Below are 14983 nucleotides of genomic sequence, written 5' to 3'. Positions count from 1 at the left end.
GAAAACTATTGACAATCTTATCACATATGCAATTTGAATCACAAAGAAAATGACTTGTGAAAAAGGTCTTCTTTCACACTTTTGTCAAAGGGTTCAAAAAGCACTCACGTCGTATAAATTTCTTTTTTCAATACGCCGATATATGGAAGATTACGGTATTTCTCTGCATAGTCAAGTCCATAACCCACAACAAACGCATCTGGTACTTCAAAACCAACCATATCTGCTTTTAAATCGACTTTGCGGCCCGTCGGCTTGTCCAGAAGCGTAACAATCTTAATAGACTTCGCTTTCCGATACTTGAATAGTTCCACTAAATACTTGAGCGTCTTTCCACTATCAATAATATCTTCAACAATTAAAATATCGCGACCTTCTACGCTTGTGTTCAAGTCTTTGATGATTTTAACTTCACCTGAAGACACTGTTGCGTTTCCATAGCTAGAAACATCCATGAAGTCGAGCTCTATGTAGGCATCGAACCGTTTAATAAGATCGCTCATGAATGGCAATGCACCTTTTAACACGCCAATTGCTAGTGGAAACTTGTCTTGGTATTCTTCTGTTAGCTGCTTACCAAGTTCAGCGACCTTTTCTTGAAGTTGTTCCTCAGAGATGAGAACCTCTTGAATATCTTTTTCCAACATGAAAAAATTCCTCCTAGAATGTGTAAGTCTGTTCAAATGACATACGCTGTCATTCAGGCCAGACCATCATCAGTATGTACGCCTGTTCAGCAGACGGTTTTTTAGTGAATGTTGCGCTGTAACGAATACCTGGAATTGCCAAAACCTGACCCTGTCCATTTAGGATAATAGGCAATCGATCTCGTTCCGATTGATTTACTTTCTCATCAATCAGTAGTCGAGTCACTCGTTTAGGTTGGTCCATCCCACTCAATTGGATACGGTCTCCAGATCGTCTAGATCGGATTATAGAAGGAAGTTCTTCTTCCAATTGAAAATAACGCCAGTCGGTTACGCCAACAAGCGCGGCTACATTAGCAGCTGAGGCCTTGCACCAACGCAATTTCATTTGACCCCAATGAATCCATTCGTTCGGTGGAAATGGGATGATTCGATTACTCGATTCTTCCTCTTCGTCTCGAACAAATGATGAAACCCCATATTCTCTTTGCATAATCCACTTATTCGGAAGGCTAATAGATGCGCTTCCAGCGTCTTCAGACAATTGAAAAATGAGTTGATTTACCAAATCAGAATTATAAACCGCAGGTATAGTTTGCCCATTGTAAAGATACTTTAATACTAGAGGAACGACCCTCTTTTGTAAAGCTACGTGCATAGAGCGAAAATCCTTTGAATGGATAACAGGTATCCCAGTATCCGTAAAGGTTAGTAGGCGTTCCAGATGCTCCTTAGCAATGTCTGTGAGAAATGCATCATCTTCCTGTAAAGCAGTCGCCACACGTACCGAATTCTCCGCAGCCAACTCGTGTTCAGTTAACAACACGGGAACAATATGATGCCTGTAGCGATTGCGTGTGTAATCATCTTTTTGGTTACTCGGATCTTCCCTATACGGAAGGTTGCGTAAGTCCACGTATTCATACAAATCTTTTTTCATGAGAGGTAAAAGTGGTCGAATCAGCTGCCCACCGCCAAAAGTTCGGTGAGTGGGCATTCCCCGCGGCCGTCTACCTTGTGCGAGTTGCATTAGCATCGTTTCCAATTGGTCTTCCGCATGATGGGCTATCGCAAGATTCGTATACCCTTCTTCTAACATGGTTTTTTCAAATAATGAATAGCGGCCTCTTCGGCAGACGTCTTGAAGATTTCCACCGTTTGCTGCCAGTAAATCCGGTACAGGGAGAGTCTTCCCGTAAAATGGAATTGCAAGCTGTTCACAAATATCTGCAACGACTTTTCCATCTATTGCGGATTCCTCTCCCCTCAGACAGTGATCGACATGAATTACTCCGAGTGCAATGTTCATATCTATACGGTGCTCATAGAAAAAGTAGAGAAGTGCGACTGAGTCCACACCTCCTGAGCACGCAATTAACACCCGATCTCCATTATGCACCAACTGTTCTTGACGGATGAAGGCTAGAACCTTTCCGAATCGATTATCCTTCACCTACATCACCTCCGCCATTTTCTCCCTTCATCCTACCACTTTTTGTCGAAAAAGTGAGGGTGTACGTACTTTCACACTCGACCATCTCGGTACGATGTGATCCATTTTCATCACCAACACAGTACGGTCATCTGCCGTTGTTTTATATTTACGCTCCATTTCTCCCATGATTCTATCTGCAAGTGCGTCACATTCAAGCTCTGCATGATACTCAAGCATCTGCCATAATGACTTTTCCTGTTGCTCGAGCGGGATATCTCCATTGAACATTCCATCCGTCATCATCACGATAATATCGCCCGACTTCAATTCTTCGTTCTTTGCTTCAACAGTGAATGAAGGTAAAAATCCGAACGGAACGGCTTTGCTATCGACACGTAGAAACTCTTCTCCCCGCTTAATATACGTACTCATAGATCCCGCTTTCCACGACCATAAACGACCATCTTGCAAATCGACAAGTGCTAAATCTAACGTTGCATACATATCATCTAAACCGTTTAACGCCATCATGTAATGTAGCGTATGCATCGCAGTCTCAGGACCCATTTTTCGGTCCAGGCATTCACGCATTAACCGGATGACTTTCTGGCTCTCGTAATAAGCATTCATATCTTGTCCCATTCCATCTGATAACAATACTGCCGTCAACCCGTCGTGGATTGGGAAAACTTCATAGGCATCTCCTGCATAAAACGAACCGCCTCCTGATGTTGCCATGACACCATACTGCATGGAAAAACGAACTGCTGACGTGAACGTTAGTTGCAAGTGAGCAAACGGTTGTTCTCTCATAAGTGCCTTTTCCACTTGGAATGGTTCCTGGTACATTTCTTCAAGGATCGGTAAAATGAGTCGTTCCGCGACAGTTGTATCTGTCTCAAAAGAAGAACGTCTTTCCGGAATGGAGCACACAATACGCATAGCGCCCTTTTCTTCAGATAGAATATCGATTTGGAAGAAATCGATATCTTGCGCTTGCAAACATTTACCAAGCTCTTCTTCAGAAGGGCGGTATATTGTCACATCTTCTTTGATTTCATTCATCATATTCTCCAAATGGGTACTCATATCACGTAATTGTAATGCGAGCATTTTGCGTCCATGTTGCAATTGCCCCATTAGTAATCGATCCGCACCACGCTCTTCCAACTCTTCTAACATCCCCGTATGACGCACACATTTATACCGAATCTTTTCTTCTACTCGATGACGTGCCGCTTTCTTTGTGGCGGAATACGTTGTTTCCCATTCAGAAAGCAGATTGGGCATGCTGTCGTCTCCAGATTCCCAGCATTTCGTATATCGGAAACACGATCTACAAGCACTAGGTGTCTCTTTCACCTGTTCCATTTGGCGGGATTCCTGAGCCGGGAACTGGTCATTTACCATCGTGGACATGAACGAAGCAAATTGCTGAAAGTCTGTAAGTTGTTCATCCAACCTACGCGTTAACCACTGCTGACGCTTTTCGGATAAATCCTGTTGCTCCGGGAGCAATACATCTCGAACAGACTCAAGCCGTTTTGACGGAATCAAAAGGAATAGAAGTGTTGCTGCACCAATTGTCGCAAAATGTGTTTCATCAAGAGGCAATGTCAAATCATATAATAGGAAAAAGACAGATGCAAAGAGACCTCCCGTTGCGACACCTAACTTTCCAAATCCCTTCATAGAACCTGCAGCAAACCCAGTCATTCCATAAACCGTCATCATCCCGGTAAACGAGAGTTCCGCCATCCCAGTAATCGCAGCAATTAGCATGGCGATTGTTGTTGAAAACAGGACACCCCCCGCAAGTGCTGCTATTAAGATTGCAGTGTAGAGTAATAGCCCGGGAACTGAAATGTAGCCGATTACCAAGTTATTCATGCCTGTTGTAGCCATAGCTGCAACGATACAAGCTGCTCCTAATTGTTCGGCTCGCCAAGGTGTGTACAATAATTTATCCACTTGCGGAAACGCAATGAATAGAAAGACTGTCATGAGTAAAGCGAGTAATGCCTCAAAACCGATTGCAATTTGTACGTTCATAGGTGGTTGTCCTGCATACATAATGAGCTGCCAAAACACTTGTGTGAGAATTACAGTTCCCGCTACGGTAAGTGGTATGGATTTCCGCGTGAATGGATGTCTAATGACGAGGCTGAATACTATTAATTGCAATATGAAAATGATCGCTTGTCCTAAGCCAATGAATAGACTTCCGCTAATTCCTCCAATGAAAACTGGCAACATGTACTTCGGATAACGCATCGTAGCCAACGCCCAAACCGGTAAGAAAAATGGAACCGCTGAATCAAATAACACTGCCTGAGATAAAAAGAACGACCCAACTGTGAATAATAATGTCGTCAATAAGTGTACTTTCCGTTGTAAGATTGACCCAAACATACCTTGGACTTGTTGCCATAGTGTTCTCTCTGTATTACTACTGATCATCTTCATTTCTCATTCCCCCTATGATCTATTGACGTTAGTATACAGGCCCGTTATCTAATAATTTGTCTGTTCCTGACACCAGGTACTAAAAAGATTTCGACGGTATACGGGGATGTTTTCTTTCTAAGTGAAAAGTCAGAATAAGTAGAGTGAAGTTGAATAGATAAGGAATTGTATAGAAATACTGAAAACCCGTTGACAGTTCGGTAAATAGTCTGTATGATAAGTAAGGTCGTGAGCTTCACATTGCCGAACATTTAAACGGCGGCGTAGCTCAGCTGGCTAGAGCGTACGGTTCATACCCGTGAGGTCGGGGGTTCGATCCCCTCTGCCGCCATAAAAACGTATTGGAAAGGACTTGTCTACTTAGACAAGTCCTTTTTTGTGTTTGTGTGGTTTCTGTATGGTGGGGGTGGCGCTTGTAAACTCTACTTCCTTTGTTTGTGAAGGACTTTCCTAAGTTCTCCTGATTGGTCCCGAGATTTGGTGGCAGCTGCTTTTACGTTGCTCCGCGTGAGTGGAGTTATAATCACTTTTCGAACTTTATGAGCGGTTTCAGCTGGTTATGATCGCTTTCTGTGATTTATGAGCGCTTTTCCTTAGTTATGATCACGTTCTGTGTTTTATGATCACGTTTTACCTTTTATAAGCGTTTTTCCTGTTTTATGAGCGCCCCGCCTAAGTTCTCTTGATTGGTCGCGAGATTAGGTGGCAACCGCTTTTACGTTGCTCCAAGTGAGTGAGGTAATAATCACATCCACTTCTCGTTTTTTACACAACAAAAAAAGCCGAGGTTGCGCAAAGTTTGCGCTCACTCCTCAGCTTTTATCTATAAGACATTTTTTTCTGTATTGAAACAGCTCAAAAGGGTCGTTTCCAACCGATCTAAAACACTTTTAGCCTCTGCGTGCTCCGCGTCCTCCGCGTTTCGACTCAGTTGCTCGCTTAAGTGTCGTTAGATTTTCTTCACTTTCCTTCATGAATTTCGCCATTTTCGTTTCGAAATTCTCAGGACGTTCAGGAGGACGTCCTCCTCCACCTTGACGAGGGCGTGACGGGCGCTGTGGGCGCTGCGGTCGTTGTTCGGATTCCGGTTTTGCTTTCCGAATCGACAAACCGATCTTGCCATCAGAACCGACGTTCATGACTTTCACTTCAACCATGTCTCCGACTTTTAAATGATCATTAATATCTTTGACGTAGTTGTCTGCCACTTCACTGATGTGGACAAGTCCTGTAACGCCTGTCGGCAATTCAACGAATGCTCCAAAATTTGTAATCCCTGTCACTTTACCCTCTAGTTTGCTGCCTACTTCAATTGACATAAAAAAAATGCTCCTCCTTAGAATTTAAGCAGACTTCTGTTTCAGAAGTCTAGCAACCGTTTTTTACGGGTCTTGCCGCGGCAAGATTCCTACTTTCATTATATCCAACAAAAAAAGAGTGTCAATAAGACTACTCTTTTCCGTCGTCTTTTTTGTTCAATTTTTTCTTCCCTTCAGGAAGAGAAAAAATAATTTCGTTCTTATTCGAAACGAAGTATTCCTTACGCGCAAGCTTTGCAATGTACTCTTCGTCATCAAGCTTTAATAACTGTTGCTTTAACTGTTCTTGTTCGCCTGCCGTCACAGCTAGCTGTTCAATCAATTCCTGCTTTTCTTGCTGTTTTGAGGCCAACAATTCTTTCTGTTGGTGATTATAGCTCGCAATGCCTCCGAAAGTGACTACGATAATGAGTGCAAAAGCCATTAGCTTCATCTTCAGCCGTTTCTTTTGCTTCCGTCGCCAATCCTCTTTTCGTTGCATGGAGCGGACATATTCAGTTTCAATTGACGCAACCGATGAGGAAGAAAACTTCCTAGCCTTTTGCTCCATCTCCTGCACATCCCCTCAATTACAATTTTACAGATATCTTAAGTATATAGTATACGTTACTTTGTAACTTTTTTGAAGCGATATCTGAAAAGTCGATGATAGATGAATCGAAAGGGCTGGCTAAGAAGCCTAAAAAAGCCACGTACAAGCCGGAAAACGTATCGGATGAACCAGAATAGGATTTTAAACACCAATAGAACTGGACGGATGAGTAAGATGATTACAACTCTACCAAGCAAACGAAAAGGTTTATAGAAAACAGCAGCATATAACAGCAATCCTGACAGTTGGGCGAGCGGGTCGTACATCCGCCACGCCCCATCTCTGAACACAAACAATACCGCAAAGGCGAAACAACCGGTAAGAATCCAACCAATCCCTTCAAGCCAGATGGCTCGTTTCCGGATAATCGAAGTCTTACCTGTATTCGCAATTCCAGCGCCAAGCATATCCATGAATGCACCTGCGATGATTCCTGTTCCAATCATCGCGAGTAAGCTCACAAACTGCGCAGTTATGCTCATCCGAACAATTTATGGAGGAAATTACGAGAGCCTGTCTCTTCTTCATCGTACTGAAGTGTCGCGACAGTTCCTTCGAGCGTGAGAAGTCCCTTGTCGACATCCAAGTGAACGATGCGTAATTCTTCTCCCTTAATTGTAAGCATCCCCTGCGATGTGCGGACTAAAAACTCTTCTTGGTCAAAACGGTCAATCGTTTTAACAGATGTGAGATCCATTCGTTTACGGTTCCGCATGGTCACGACGTGATCACCGGATGGAATTGTGTAAGCTGGGCTTTCAGTTTGAATTTGCATAGTATGTCCCCCTGTCTGATTTGTACACTGCCATCCTATGCAACCCCAACAAAAAACATGACAGGAAAGTTCCTGTCATGTTTTCTTAGTCTTCGTCATCCACAAATTCCGGGTCTACTTTTTCAAGCTTTTCTTCTTTAAGAATTGTATACATCGATGTTGCATCCTCTTTTTTCGTAGAAGCTTTTAATTCGTTTACCGCGACCGTGACAATCTTTTGACCGAAACGAATTGCAAGTTCATTACCTGGTGCAACGTCTGATGATGCTTTCGCTACTTTACCGTTAATTGTGATACGACCTTGGTCGGCTACTTGTTTCGCTAAGGTTCTGCGTTTAATTAACCTAGACACTTTCAAATATTTATCGAGTCTCATCCTGTTTTCCTCCCTTTCGTTTCGCTTGTTGCCAAAACTCTTCTAGTTCATCCACCGAGTAGTCGTCAAAAGAGCCTCGTCCAGTTGCAACGGAGCACTCAATATAAGAAAATCGGTCATTAAATTTCTGATTCGCGTGCTGCATAGCTTCTTCCGGAGACAATTTTAAGAACCGAGCAATATTGACGAGCGTGAAAAAGACATCTCCAAGCTCATCTGTTCGGGAGTCTTGAGTTCCGTTCGCCACTTCGTCTTTAAATTCCTGCCATTCCTCTTCGAACTTTTCAAAAGCCCCTGCTACATCTGGCCAATCGAATCCGACACGCGCTGCAGCCTTCTGATAGTTGAACGAAGTTAAAAGAGAAGAGCTGGATAATGCTTGTCCATCCAGCAAAGATTCCTTTTTAGGTTTCTCTTCACTCTTAATATCTTGCCAGTTTTTCATGACTTCCTCAGCATCTGCCACATCAGTTTCTCCAAATACATGTGGGTGTCTCCGAATCATTTTGTCACCGACTGCCTGCAAAATGTCTTCTATTGTGAAATACCCATCGTCCTCACCGATTTGCGCATGCAAGAATACTTGAAGCAACACATCGCCTAATTCCTCAATTAGAGCGTCATCGTCTTCGCGATCAATCGCATCCAACACCTCATGTGCTTCTTCAATCATGTATCGCTTCAACGATTCATGAGTCTGATCACGATCCCACGGACACCCTTCAGGACTCCGCAGTTTAGCGATGATTTCACGGAATGTCTGCCATTCCTTCAATCGATTTGTCTGCTCGATAACGGGCGGTACGTACACCGTCGTTAAGTTATCAATACGTGTTTCACGATCCAGTTCAACAAGCGGCACTGTGCGAACTTCTTCAGCAGAAGTTCCTGCAGCTGTCACAATCGTCACCGGATGGTCTACTGCATACTTCTCAAGCAGCGTTAACTTCACGTCTGAAGCAACAAACGAGTCGTACACTTGACCAATCAGTACATGCTGGCGCATTTGTATATCATCTTGTCTTAATTCAGTACCGTCTACAAGCTGAAACCCTTCAATTGGATCAATTCTAAGAGCTGCAAAGATGGGATCTAAAAAGCTATTACCGCCTGCAATTTCAAGTACCGCTTGACCCGCCTTTTCCCGTTCAATCAGTAGTTGTACCGTTCTTTCTGCAACAAGAGGATGACCCGGAACCGCATACGTCACAGCCTTTTCTTCCGCGATCGTTAACAGTTCCTTAACGATTTCATCGTAAACCGCTTCAAATGCGTCTTGGGATTCATATATATTGTCAAAGCTCGTCATAAGTACGCCTTCAGCCTTCAATTCGTCCACAGCTGGATGCTGATCTGTCCGGACTACTAGTGTCTGTGCCGCTTTTAGTTTTCGGTAAACACCAACGGACAACTGATCTAGCTCACCGGCACCAAGTCCTACAATCGTAATTGGATACATGCCATCACCTTCTCTTTTTCGTCAATAATAATTGTACCTGTGCCAATCGCTTACCAAACGGCAACAAGTACCAGTCCTTTTCTGCGAGGACACGAGACTTCATAACAAGTATAAGGAACACAGTGGCCCCTAACACAACTGCAGGTAATGCAGATTGTGCAGCGCCAAGTCTAGAACCGAGATTTGCAGGTAACGTATTACTTATAGTTAACCACGACTCGACAACAGCAAGCATCGCAACCGTTGCTATCAAAATCCATCCATAAAATCGTCCAGGCGCAAGACGCTCTGGCCATAACCGTTTAAAGTAGACGAGCAAACCTACTGCTGTTACTGCAAACCCGATATTGCCAGCAAATGCGGCGCCCGTGATACCAAATCGAGGAACGAGCAATACGTTCGCCACGATTTTCACACTAAGTCCGATGAGAAGCAGCACAGCTGGAATTTTTCCAGATCCTGCTCCTTGCAAGATCGCACATAAAGGCAATACGAGCGACAACCAGAATATCTGGATACAAAACACAGCGAGTGCAAATGAGCCTTCATTTGTTTCAAATAATAACACATTCACTTGCGGCAGCAATACAGCAAGACCTATAGCTGCAGCCCAACCGAACAAAATTGCAACTCGGAATGTCAATCGCACAAACGGCCACGCACTTCGACCACCAGATATCGCTGTATGATGCGCAATGAGTGGCACAATAGCCATCGCAAGTGTAGTTGCAATGAGACTACCAAGCTGTACAAGTGGTTGGCCTCGATCGTAAATCCCTTTTAACGTCATGGCGGATTCCTCTTGTAGACCAGAGTTCGTTAAGAGGTTCAAAATTGTAAAAGCATCGACCATTTGATACATCAGTATAATTAGCGAACTTGCACTGACACTTAAGCTGATGAGCGTAAGGTCTTTGATTACTTGCTTTTTGTCTAGAGACACCGTGACAAAAGGAGCCTTATATGATTTACAGCTCCAGAGTGCGAGAATAACGACGCCCGCGGTCTGCCCCACGACTGCCCCGAAAACTGCTATTGTTCCAGTTTCGTATAGGGATGCTTGTGACTGCACCGCTAGCCATGTTCCAATGAGGATAATCGCAACACGGATTCCTTGCTCCCCGACACCAGAGACTGCGATTGGAATCATTTCTCCTCGAGACTGATACGTTCCCTTAAACACAGCGAGAAATGGCATAACAAGCAGGACGTAAGCACCCGTCCTCAATAGTGGTGCTAATTCTATGTCGCCCATTAGGGAAGCAATTACAGGAGCCCCAAGGAAGAGTGCTGCAAAAGCGATGACGCTCAAGACACTCAAATAGATGAAAGATAGTTTTAATATAGCACGTCGTTTTTCTGGAATCTGCGTATCTGCCAATAGCTTAGAGATACCAACCGCAGCCCCATACGTCGTCCAGATGATGAAAATCCCAACGAAGGGATACACTTGCTGGTAAATATAAAATCCTTTATCACCGACTAGGTTTTGAAAAGGGACCCGATAGATTGCCCCTAAGAGTTTTACAATCAAGGCGGAAATTGTAAGAATTGACGCGCCTTTCATGAATGCTTTCATATTCCACTCTGATGCTGCCATACTGAATCCTCTTTCATGTTGTAGATGGTGTTCATTATACCATTGGATGATTGAAACGACAGCCTGACTGAAACGGACACAAAAAAAACCCGCACACCCTGATTTTCCCAGGTTGTGCAGGCGCCTTACTGTTCCATTTGCTTTGCCAAAAATAATGCTGCGGTTTCCGCTGTTTTTTGTTCCGCTTCACCGATGAAATGGACTTTGGAAAATAGATAGATTGCTCCAATGGTATCCCCATTTACGACGATTGGTGTGACACAATACGATTTCACTTGCTCAGTTTGACCCGGAACCCATTCAATCGTCTTTTCCATCTTTTCCGTTATCATGGTGCGTTGCGTTAACATTTCTTCTGCGTCCGCGGAAATTTGTCGATTCATATAATCTTTCTTAGCAAGTCCCGCCACTGCGATTACTTCATCGCGATCGCTGATTAGTGTCGGCGTGCCGAGCGTCTGATACAACGTTTCTGCATATTCTACTGCAAATTGGCCTAACTCTGAAATTGGGGAGTATTTCTTTAAAATAACTTCTCCATCACGGTCCGTAAAAATTTCGAGTGGATCCCCTTCGCGAATCCGAAGTGTTCGTCTAATCTCTTTTGGGATGACCACTCTTCCTAAGTCATCGATTCTGCGGACGATACCGGTTGCCTTCATGCATGATGCCTCACTTTCCAATTGAAATCCGCGCTACGGTCTCAGTATGGTTCAAGGATGGGCATTTTATGCAGTGATGGTTCTATTCGGCATCGACTTCTTGTGTTTCTTTAGAGGCGCCTTGTAAAAGTCGCATTACCGCTTCTAATATGTCAAATTCAGTTTGTTTACCTAGTTGGCGATCATCGACAGTTATCAGTAGGTTCCCGTTGTCCATCGTGAAGCCAACTGCACGCCCGTAAACCATTGTTTCAGATACAAGTTTTGCCCCGTCGATATTGGCGGTTCCTTCTGATGAAAAACGAATTTCAATCATAGGTTCCCGTTTCTTGATGGACAGGACACCAGCAGATTTCCCCCATGCTTTAATGCGCCCAACACGCAGTAGCAATTCAGCTTCAAATGGCAGATCACCGAAACGATCTGTCATTTCATCCCATAACTCGTTAAAGTCATCCTCAACTTCAATCGCTTTGACACGTTTATACATTTGGATCTTTTGATAGCCATCGTTAATATACGTATCCGGTAAATACGCATTGATTGGAAGTGAAATCTCGAGATCGGGACGGTCCTCTTTAGAAATGCCTGTTTGCTTCTCTTCGACCGCATCTTGAAGCATTTGAGAGTACAAGTCAAATCCGACAGAGTCGATAAATCCGTGTTGCTGGGATCCAAGTAAATTCCCTGCTCCGCGAATGGACAAATCACGCATAGCGATTTTAAATCCTGATCCGAGCTCTGTAAATTCTTTTATCGCCTGAAGCCGATTTTCAGCGACTTCCGTAAGTACCTTATCTCGCTCATAGAGGAAGTACGCATACGCTACGCGATTTGAACGACCAACGCGCCCCCTTAACTGATACAACTGCGAAAGCCCCATACGATCGGCGTTATGGACTAACAACGTATTGACGTTTGGTATATCAATTCCTGTTTCAATAATGGTCGTTGTAACTAGAACGTCATATTCTCCTTCAAGGAAACTTAGTATGACTTCTTCTAACGCAGCCTCTCCCATTTGACCATGCGCAAATCCAACCCGCGCTTCTGGGACAAGCTGTCGAATTTCATCCACCTTTTTCGCCATATCTTCTACACGGTTATAGAGATAGAAAACCTGTCCACCTCTCGACATCTCACGCTCGATTGCTTCACGTGTCAGTGCTAGATTATTTTCCATAACGTAAGTTTGCACAGGAAAACGATTGGCAGGCGGTGTTTCAATGATTGACAGGTCGCGTACCCCAATCATCGACATATGCAACGTCCGAGGTATTGGAGTTGCAGTTAGCGTGAGCACATCGACATTGGTCTTCAGCTGTTTTAGCTTCTCTTTGTGTGTGACACCGAAACGCTGTTCTTCATCGACGATTAAAAGACCCAGGTCTCGATAGACGACATCTTTCGAAAGAAGACGGTGCGTTCCAACGACTACGTCAACCGTTCCATTTTTAAGGCCCTTTTTCGTTTCCGTTTGTTTTTTCTTCGACCGGAAGCGATTTAATAACGAGACTTCTATAGGGAAATCTGTAAATCTCGCTTTCATTGTTTCGTAGTGTTGCTGCGCTAAAATGGTAGTCGGGACGAGGAAAGCAACTTGTTTCCCGTCTGTTACCGCTTTAAATGCTGCACGGATTGCCACTTCAGTTTTTCCGTATCCAACATCCCCGCACAGCAACCGATCCATCGGTCTTTCTTTTTCCATATCTCGCTTCACTTCAACAATTGAACGAAGCTGATCTTCCGTCTCTTCATATGGAAACGCATTTTCAAAGGACTGCTGGAGATCGTCATCTTCTGAAAACGCAAAGCCTTTTTGTGCTTCACGCTCGGCGTACAACTTGATGAGATCATCTGCAATGTCTTTCACTGCAGCAGTCACTTTCGTTTTGGTCTTTTTCCACTCAGGGCCGCCCAGTTTATGAAGTTTCGGTTCCTTTTCACCCGATGCTACATATTTCTGAATTAAATCTATTTGGTCCGCTGGTACAAATAGTTTATCTTCACCACGGTATCGAATATCGAGGTAGTCTTTACTGATTCCACTAACTTCTAATGTGACAACACCATAGTACTTACCAATTCCGTGATTGACATGCACAATGTAATCGCCAGGCTTAATCTCTGAATAATTTTTAATACGTTCTGCATTCGACGCCTTTTGAGGACGAGTTTTCCGTTTCGGTTTTCCTTTGAATAACTCGCCATCGGTAATGACAACCAAGCGGTGCATTGGGAATTCAAAGCCTGCATGGATGCTACCATCCAATACCGTAATCACACCTTCTCTTGTCGCTACGCCATTTTCTGTCGCTTCGATATCATAATCACGAAGAATAGAGTGTACTTGGTCAACACGTTCTTTTCCTTCTGCGAGGATGAACACATTATAATTATTTTGCTTCCATCGTTCCATTTCCGTTTTCAACAAATTCATCTGTCCATGGAATTGTTGCATCGGTTTACAAGAATACGCGATAATTTCCTTTACCGTAATTCCTGGCAGACTTCTTGTGAATAACGACAAATAAATCGCTTGTGTGTTTAGCGCTGCATGAGCTTCAGTAAAAGATACGGATAATTTAGCATCGTGGACAATCTTTCCTTCTTCCAACAACGACATACGCCATTCTTCTTCATCTTTTTCAAGCGTTGCAGCTGTTTCTTGAATACGATTGATTTCATCGAACAGAACTAAAGCATTTGACGGTAAATAACTTCCGAGTTCTGCCACTTGTTCGGTTGCAAAACCAGCATACTTCACCATGTTTTCAGGTTGAACACCAGCACGCATTAGCTCAATATCTCCTGATATAGATAGGAGTAGATTTTCTTTAACGAGCTCATCCTTCACTTTCTTCAAGCTTTTCGACAAGGCGTTCTCCAACTTGTCAGCGATCTGGTGGAGGTCCTGTGCAGACCAAGTAAATTCCATTGCAGGTAAAAGCGTGAGTTGCTGCAGTTTTCCTGTAGAGCGCTGATTTTCAGCAGAGAACGTACGGATGGAATCGATATCCGTATCAAAAAGTTCAATACGTATTGGGTCTTCACTAGTCAGTGGATAGACATCTAAGATACCGCCACGCAGTGCAATTTCACCTGGGGCTGTAACCATGTCTTGGCGGGTGTATCCCATACTAGTAAGACGGTGAAGCCACTCATCCATTTCGATAGAATCCCCAACTGCCGCGGATAAAGTACTGCTTTCCCAACGTTCTTTTGAAGGGACAATTTTTTTCAATCCTGCTACTGGCGTAATGTAGATACCTTCGCATTCCGTAGCCATATGATTAAGTGTGTCGATACGACCCGCTCGCAATTCGAAACTGGCAAATGCGAAGTCTGCAGCAACGAGTTCTTCTGCAGGATACAAGTGAACGCGACTTTCCCCTAGCAGCTTGACAAGATCTTCATATGTACGCTGCGCTTGCAACATATTCGGTGAAACAATTAGCAGAGGACGACTTGTATCTTGCTGCAATGTTTGAAAGAGTAGTGTTTTTGCACCCCCAGTAAGGCCTGTCAGCAATTGCCGATCGTGCCCTTGTTGGAGTTCACCTATTAACCGCTCGATTTCCCCTGTCGTTTGATAATAGTTTAGTAGTGAATCCATTCGAATCCGTCCCTTTCTTACTGAAATGCATAAGCA

General features: G+C 43.8%; 12 protein-coding genes and 1 tRNA gene. 1 reads left to right on the top strand and 12 read right to left on the bottom strand.

Features of this window, described 5'->3' with window-relative positions:
• Positions 1-104: 104 nt before the first annotated feature.
• The 3 genes from hpt to ACRPI0_RS16045 are packed head-to-tail and all read right to left on the bottom strand — an operon-like array spanning position 105 to position 4548.
• Positions 105-647, bottom strand: a complete 543-nt coding sequence (hpt, locus tag ACRPI0_RS16055; protein WP_191691782.1) for a hypoxanthine phosphoribosyltransferase — start codon at positions 645-647, stop codon at positions 105-107.
• Positions 648-696: 49 nt separating this feature from the next.
• Positions 697-2100, bottom strand: a complete 1404-nt coding sequence (tilS, locus tag ACRPI0_RS16050; RefSeq protein ID WP_432353770.1) for a tRNA lysidine(34) synthetase TilS — start codon at positions 2098-2100, stop codon at positions 697-699.
• A 27-nt stretch (positions 2101-2127) separates the two neighbouring features.
• Positions 2128-4548: a SpoIIE family protein phosphatase gene (locus ACRPI0_RS16045; protein WP_432353769.1), complete on the bottom strand. Its 2421-nt coding sequence runs from the start codon at positions 4546-4548 to the stop codon at positions 2128-2130.
• A 257-nt stretch (positions 4549-4805) separates the two neighbouring features.
• Between ACRPI0_RS16045 and ACRPI0_RS16040 the strand changes: the two genes are divergently transcribed.
• Positions 4806-4879: transfer RNA gene (locus tag ACRPI0_RS16040), tRNA-Met, on the top strand.
• 559 nt (positions 4880-5438) lie between these two features.
• Here the strand turns inward: ACRPI0_RS16040 and ACRPI0_RS16035 are convergent.
• The 9 genes from ACRPI0_RS16035 to mfd form a co-directional block, all read right to left on the bottom strand.
• The gene (locus ACRPI0_RS16035) at positions 5439-5867 is read right to left on the bottom strand and encodes a S1 domain-containing RNA-binding protein (protein WP_432353768.1); all 429 of its coding nucleotides are present in this window, start codon (positions 5865-5867) and stop codon (positions 5439-5441) included.
• 130 nt (positions 5868-5997) lie between these two features.
• Positions 5998-6417: an FtsB family cell division protein gene (locus ACRPI0_RS16030; protein WP_432353767.1), complete on the bottom strand. Its 420-nt coding sequence runs from the start codon at positions 6415-6417 to the stop codon at positions 5998-6000.
• Positions 6418-6473: 56 nt separating this feature from the next.
• Positions 6474-6941: a spore cortex biosynthesis protein YabQ gene (gene yabQ / locus ACRPI0_RS16025; protein ID WP_432353765.1), complete on the bottom strand. Its 468-nt coding sequence runs from the start codon at positions 6939-6941 to the stop codon at positions 6474-6476.
• The gene (yabP, locus tag ACRPI0_RS16020; RefSeq protein WP_116015502.1) at positions 6938-7234 is read right to left on the bottom strand and encodes a sporulation protein YabP; all 297 of its coding nucleotides are present in this window, start codon (positions 7232-7234) and stop codon (positions 6938-6940) included. Before yabP ends, yabQ begins: the two co-directional genes overlap by 4 nt.
• Before the next feature lie 85 nt (positions 7235-7319).
• Positions 7320-7610 carry an RNA-binding S4 domain-containing protein gene (locus ACRPI0_RS16015; RefSeq protein WP_432353763.1) on the bottom strand — a complete coding sequence of 97 codons (291 nt, stop codon included), beginning with the start codon at positions 7608-7610 and terminating at the stop codon, positions 7320-7322.
• On the bottom strand, positions 7597-9069 hold the full coding sequence (gene mazG, locus ACRPI0_RS16010; protein ID WP_432353762.1) for a nucleoside triphosphate pyrophosphohydrolase: 1473 nt from the start codon (positions 9067-9069) through the stop codon (positions 7597-7599). Before mazG ends, ACRPI0_RS16015 begins: the two co-directional genes overlap by 14 nt.
• A gap of 4 nt (positions 9070-9073) precedes the next feature.
• Positions 9074-10669, bottom strand: coding sequence for a putative polysaccharide biosynthesis protein (locus ACRPI0_RS16005; protein WP_432353761.1), 1596 nt, complete (start codon positions 10667-10669; stop codon positions 9074-9076).
• 125 nt (positions 10670-10794) lie between these two features.
• A complete protein-coding gene (spoVT, locus tag ACRPI0_RS16000) occupies positions 10795-11331 on the bottom strand; it encodes a stage V sporulation protein T (protein ID WP_432353760.1) in 537 nt (178 codons plus the stop codon).
• An 82-nt stretch (positions 11332-11413) separates the two neighbouring features.
• Positions 11414-14947 (bottom strand): transcription-repair coupling factor, encoded by a 3534-nt coding sequence (gene mfd, locus ACRPI0_RS15995; RefSeq protein ID WP_432353759.1) that lies wholly within the window; start codon positions 14945-14947, stop codon positions 11414-11416.
• Positions 14948-14983 lie beyond the last annotated feature (36 nt).

The sequence above is a fragment of the Sporosarcina sp. A2 genome (assembly GCF_050858885.1).
GTDB lineage: Bacteria > Bacillota > Bacilli > Bacillales_A > Planococcaceae > Sporosarcina.
This window is presented reverse-complemented; position numbering and strand designations above follow the sequence as displayed.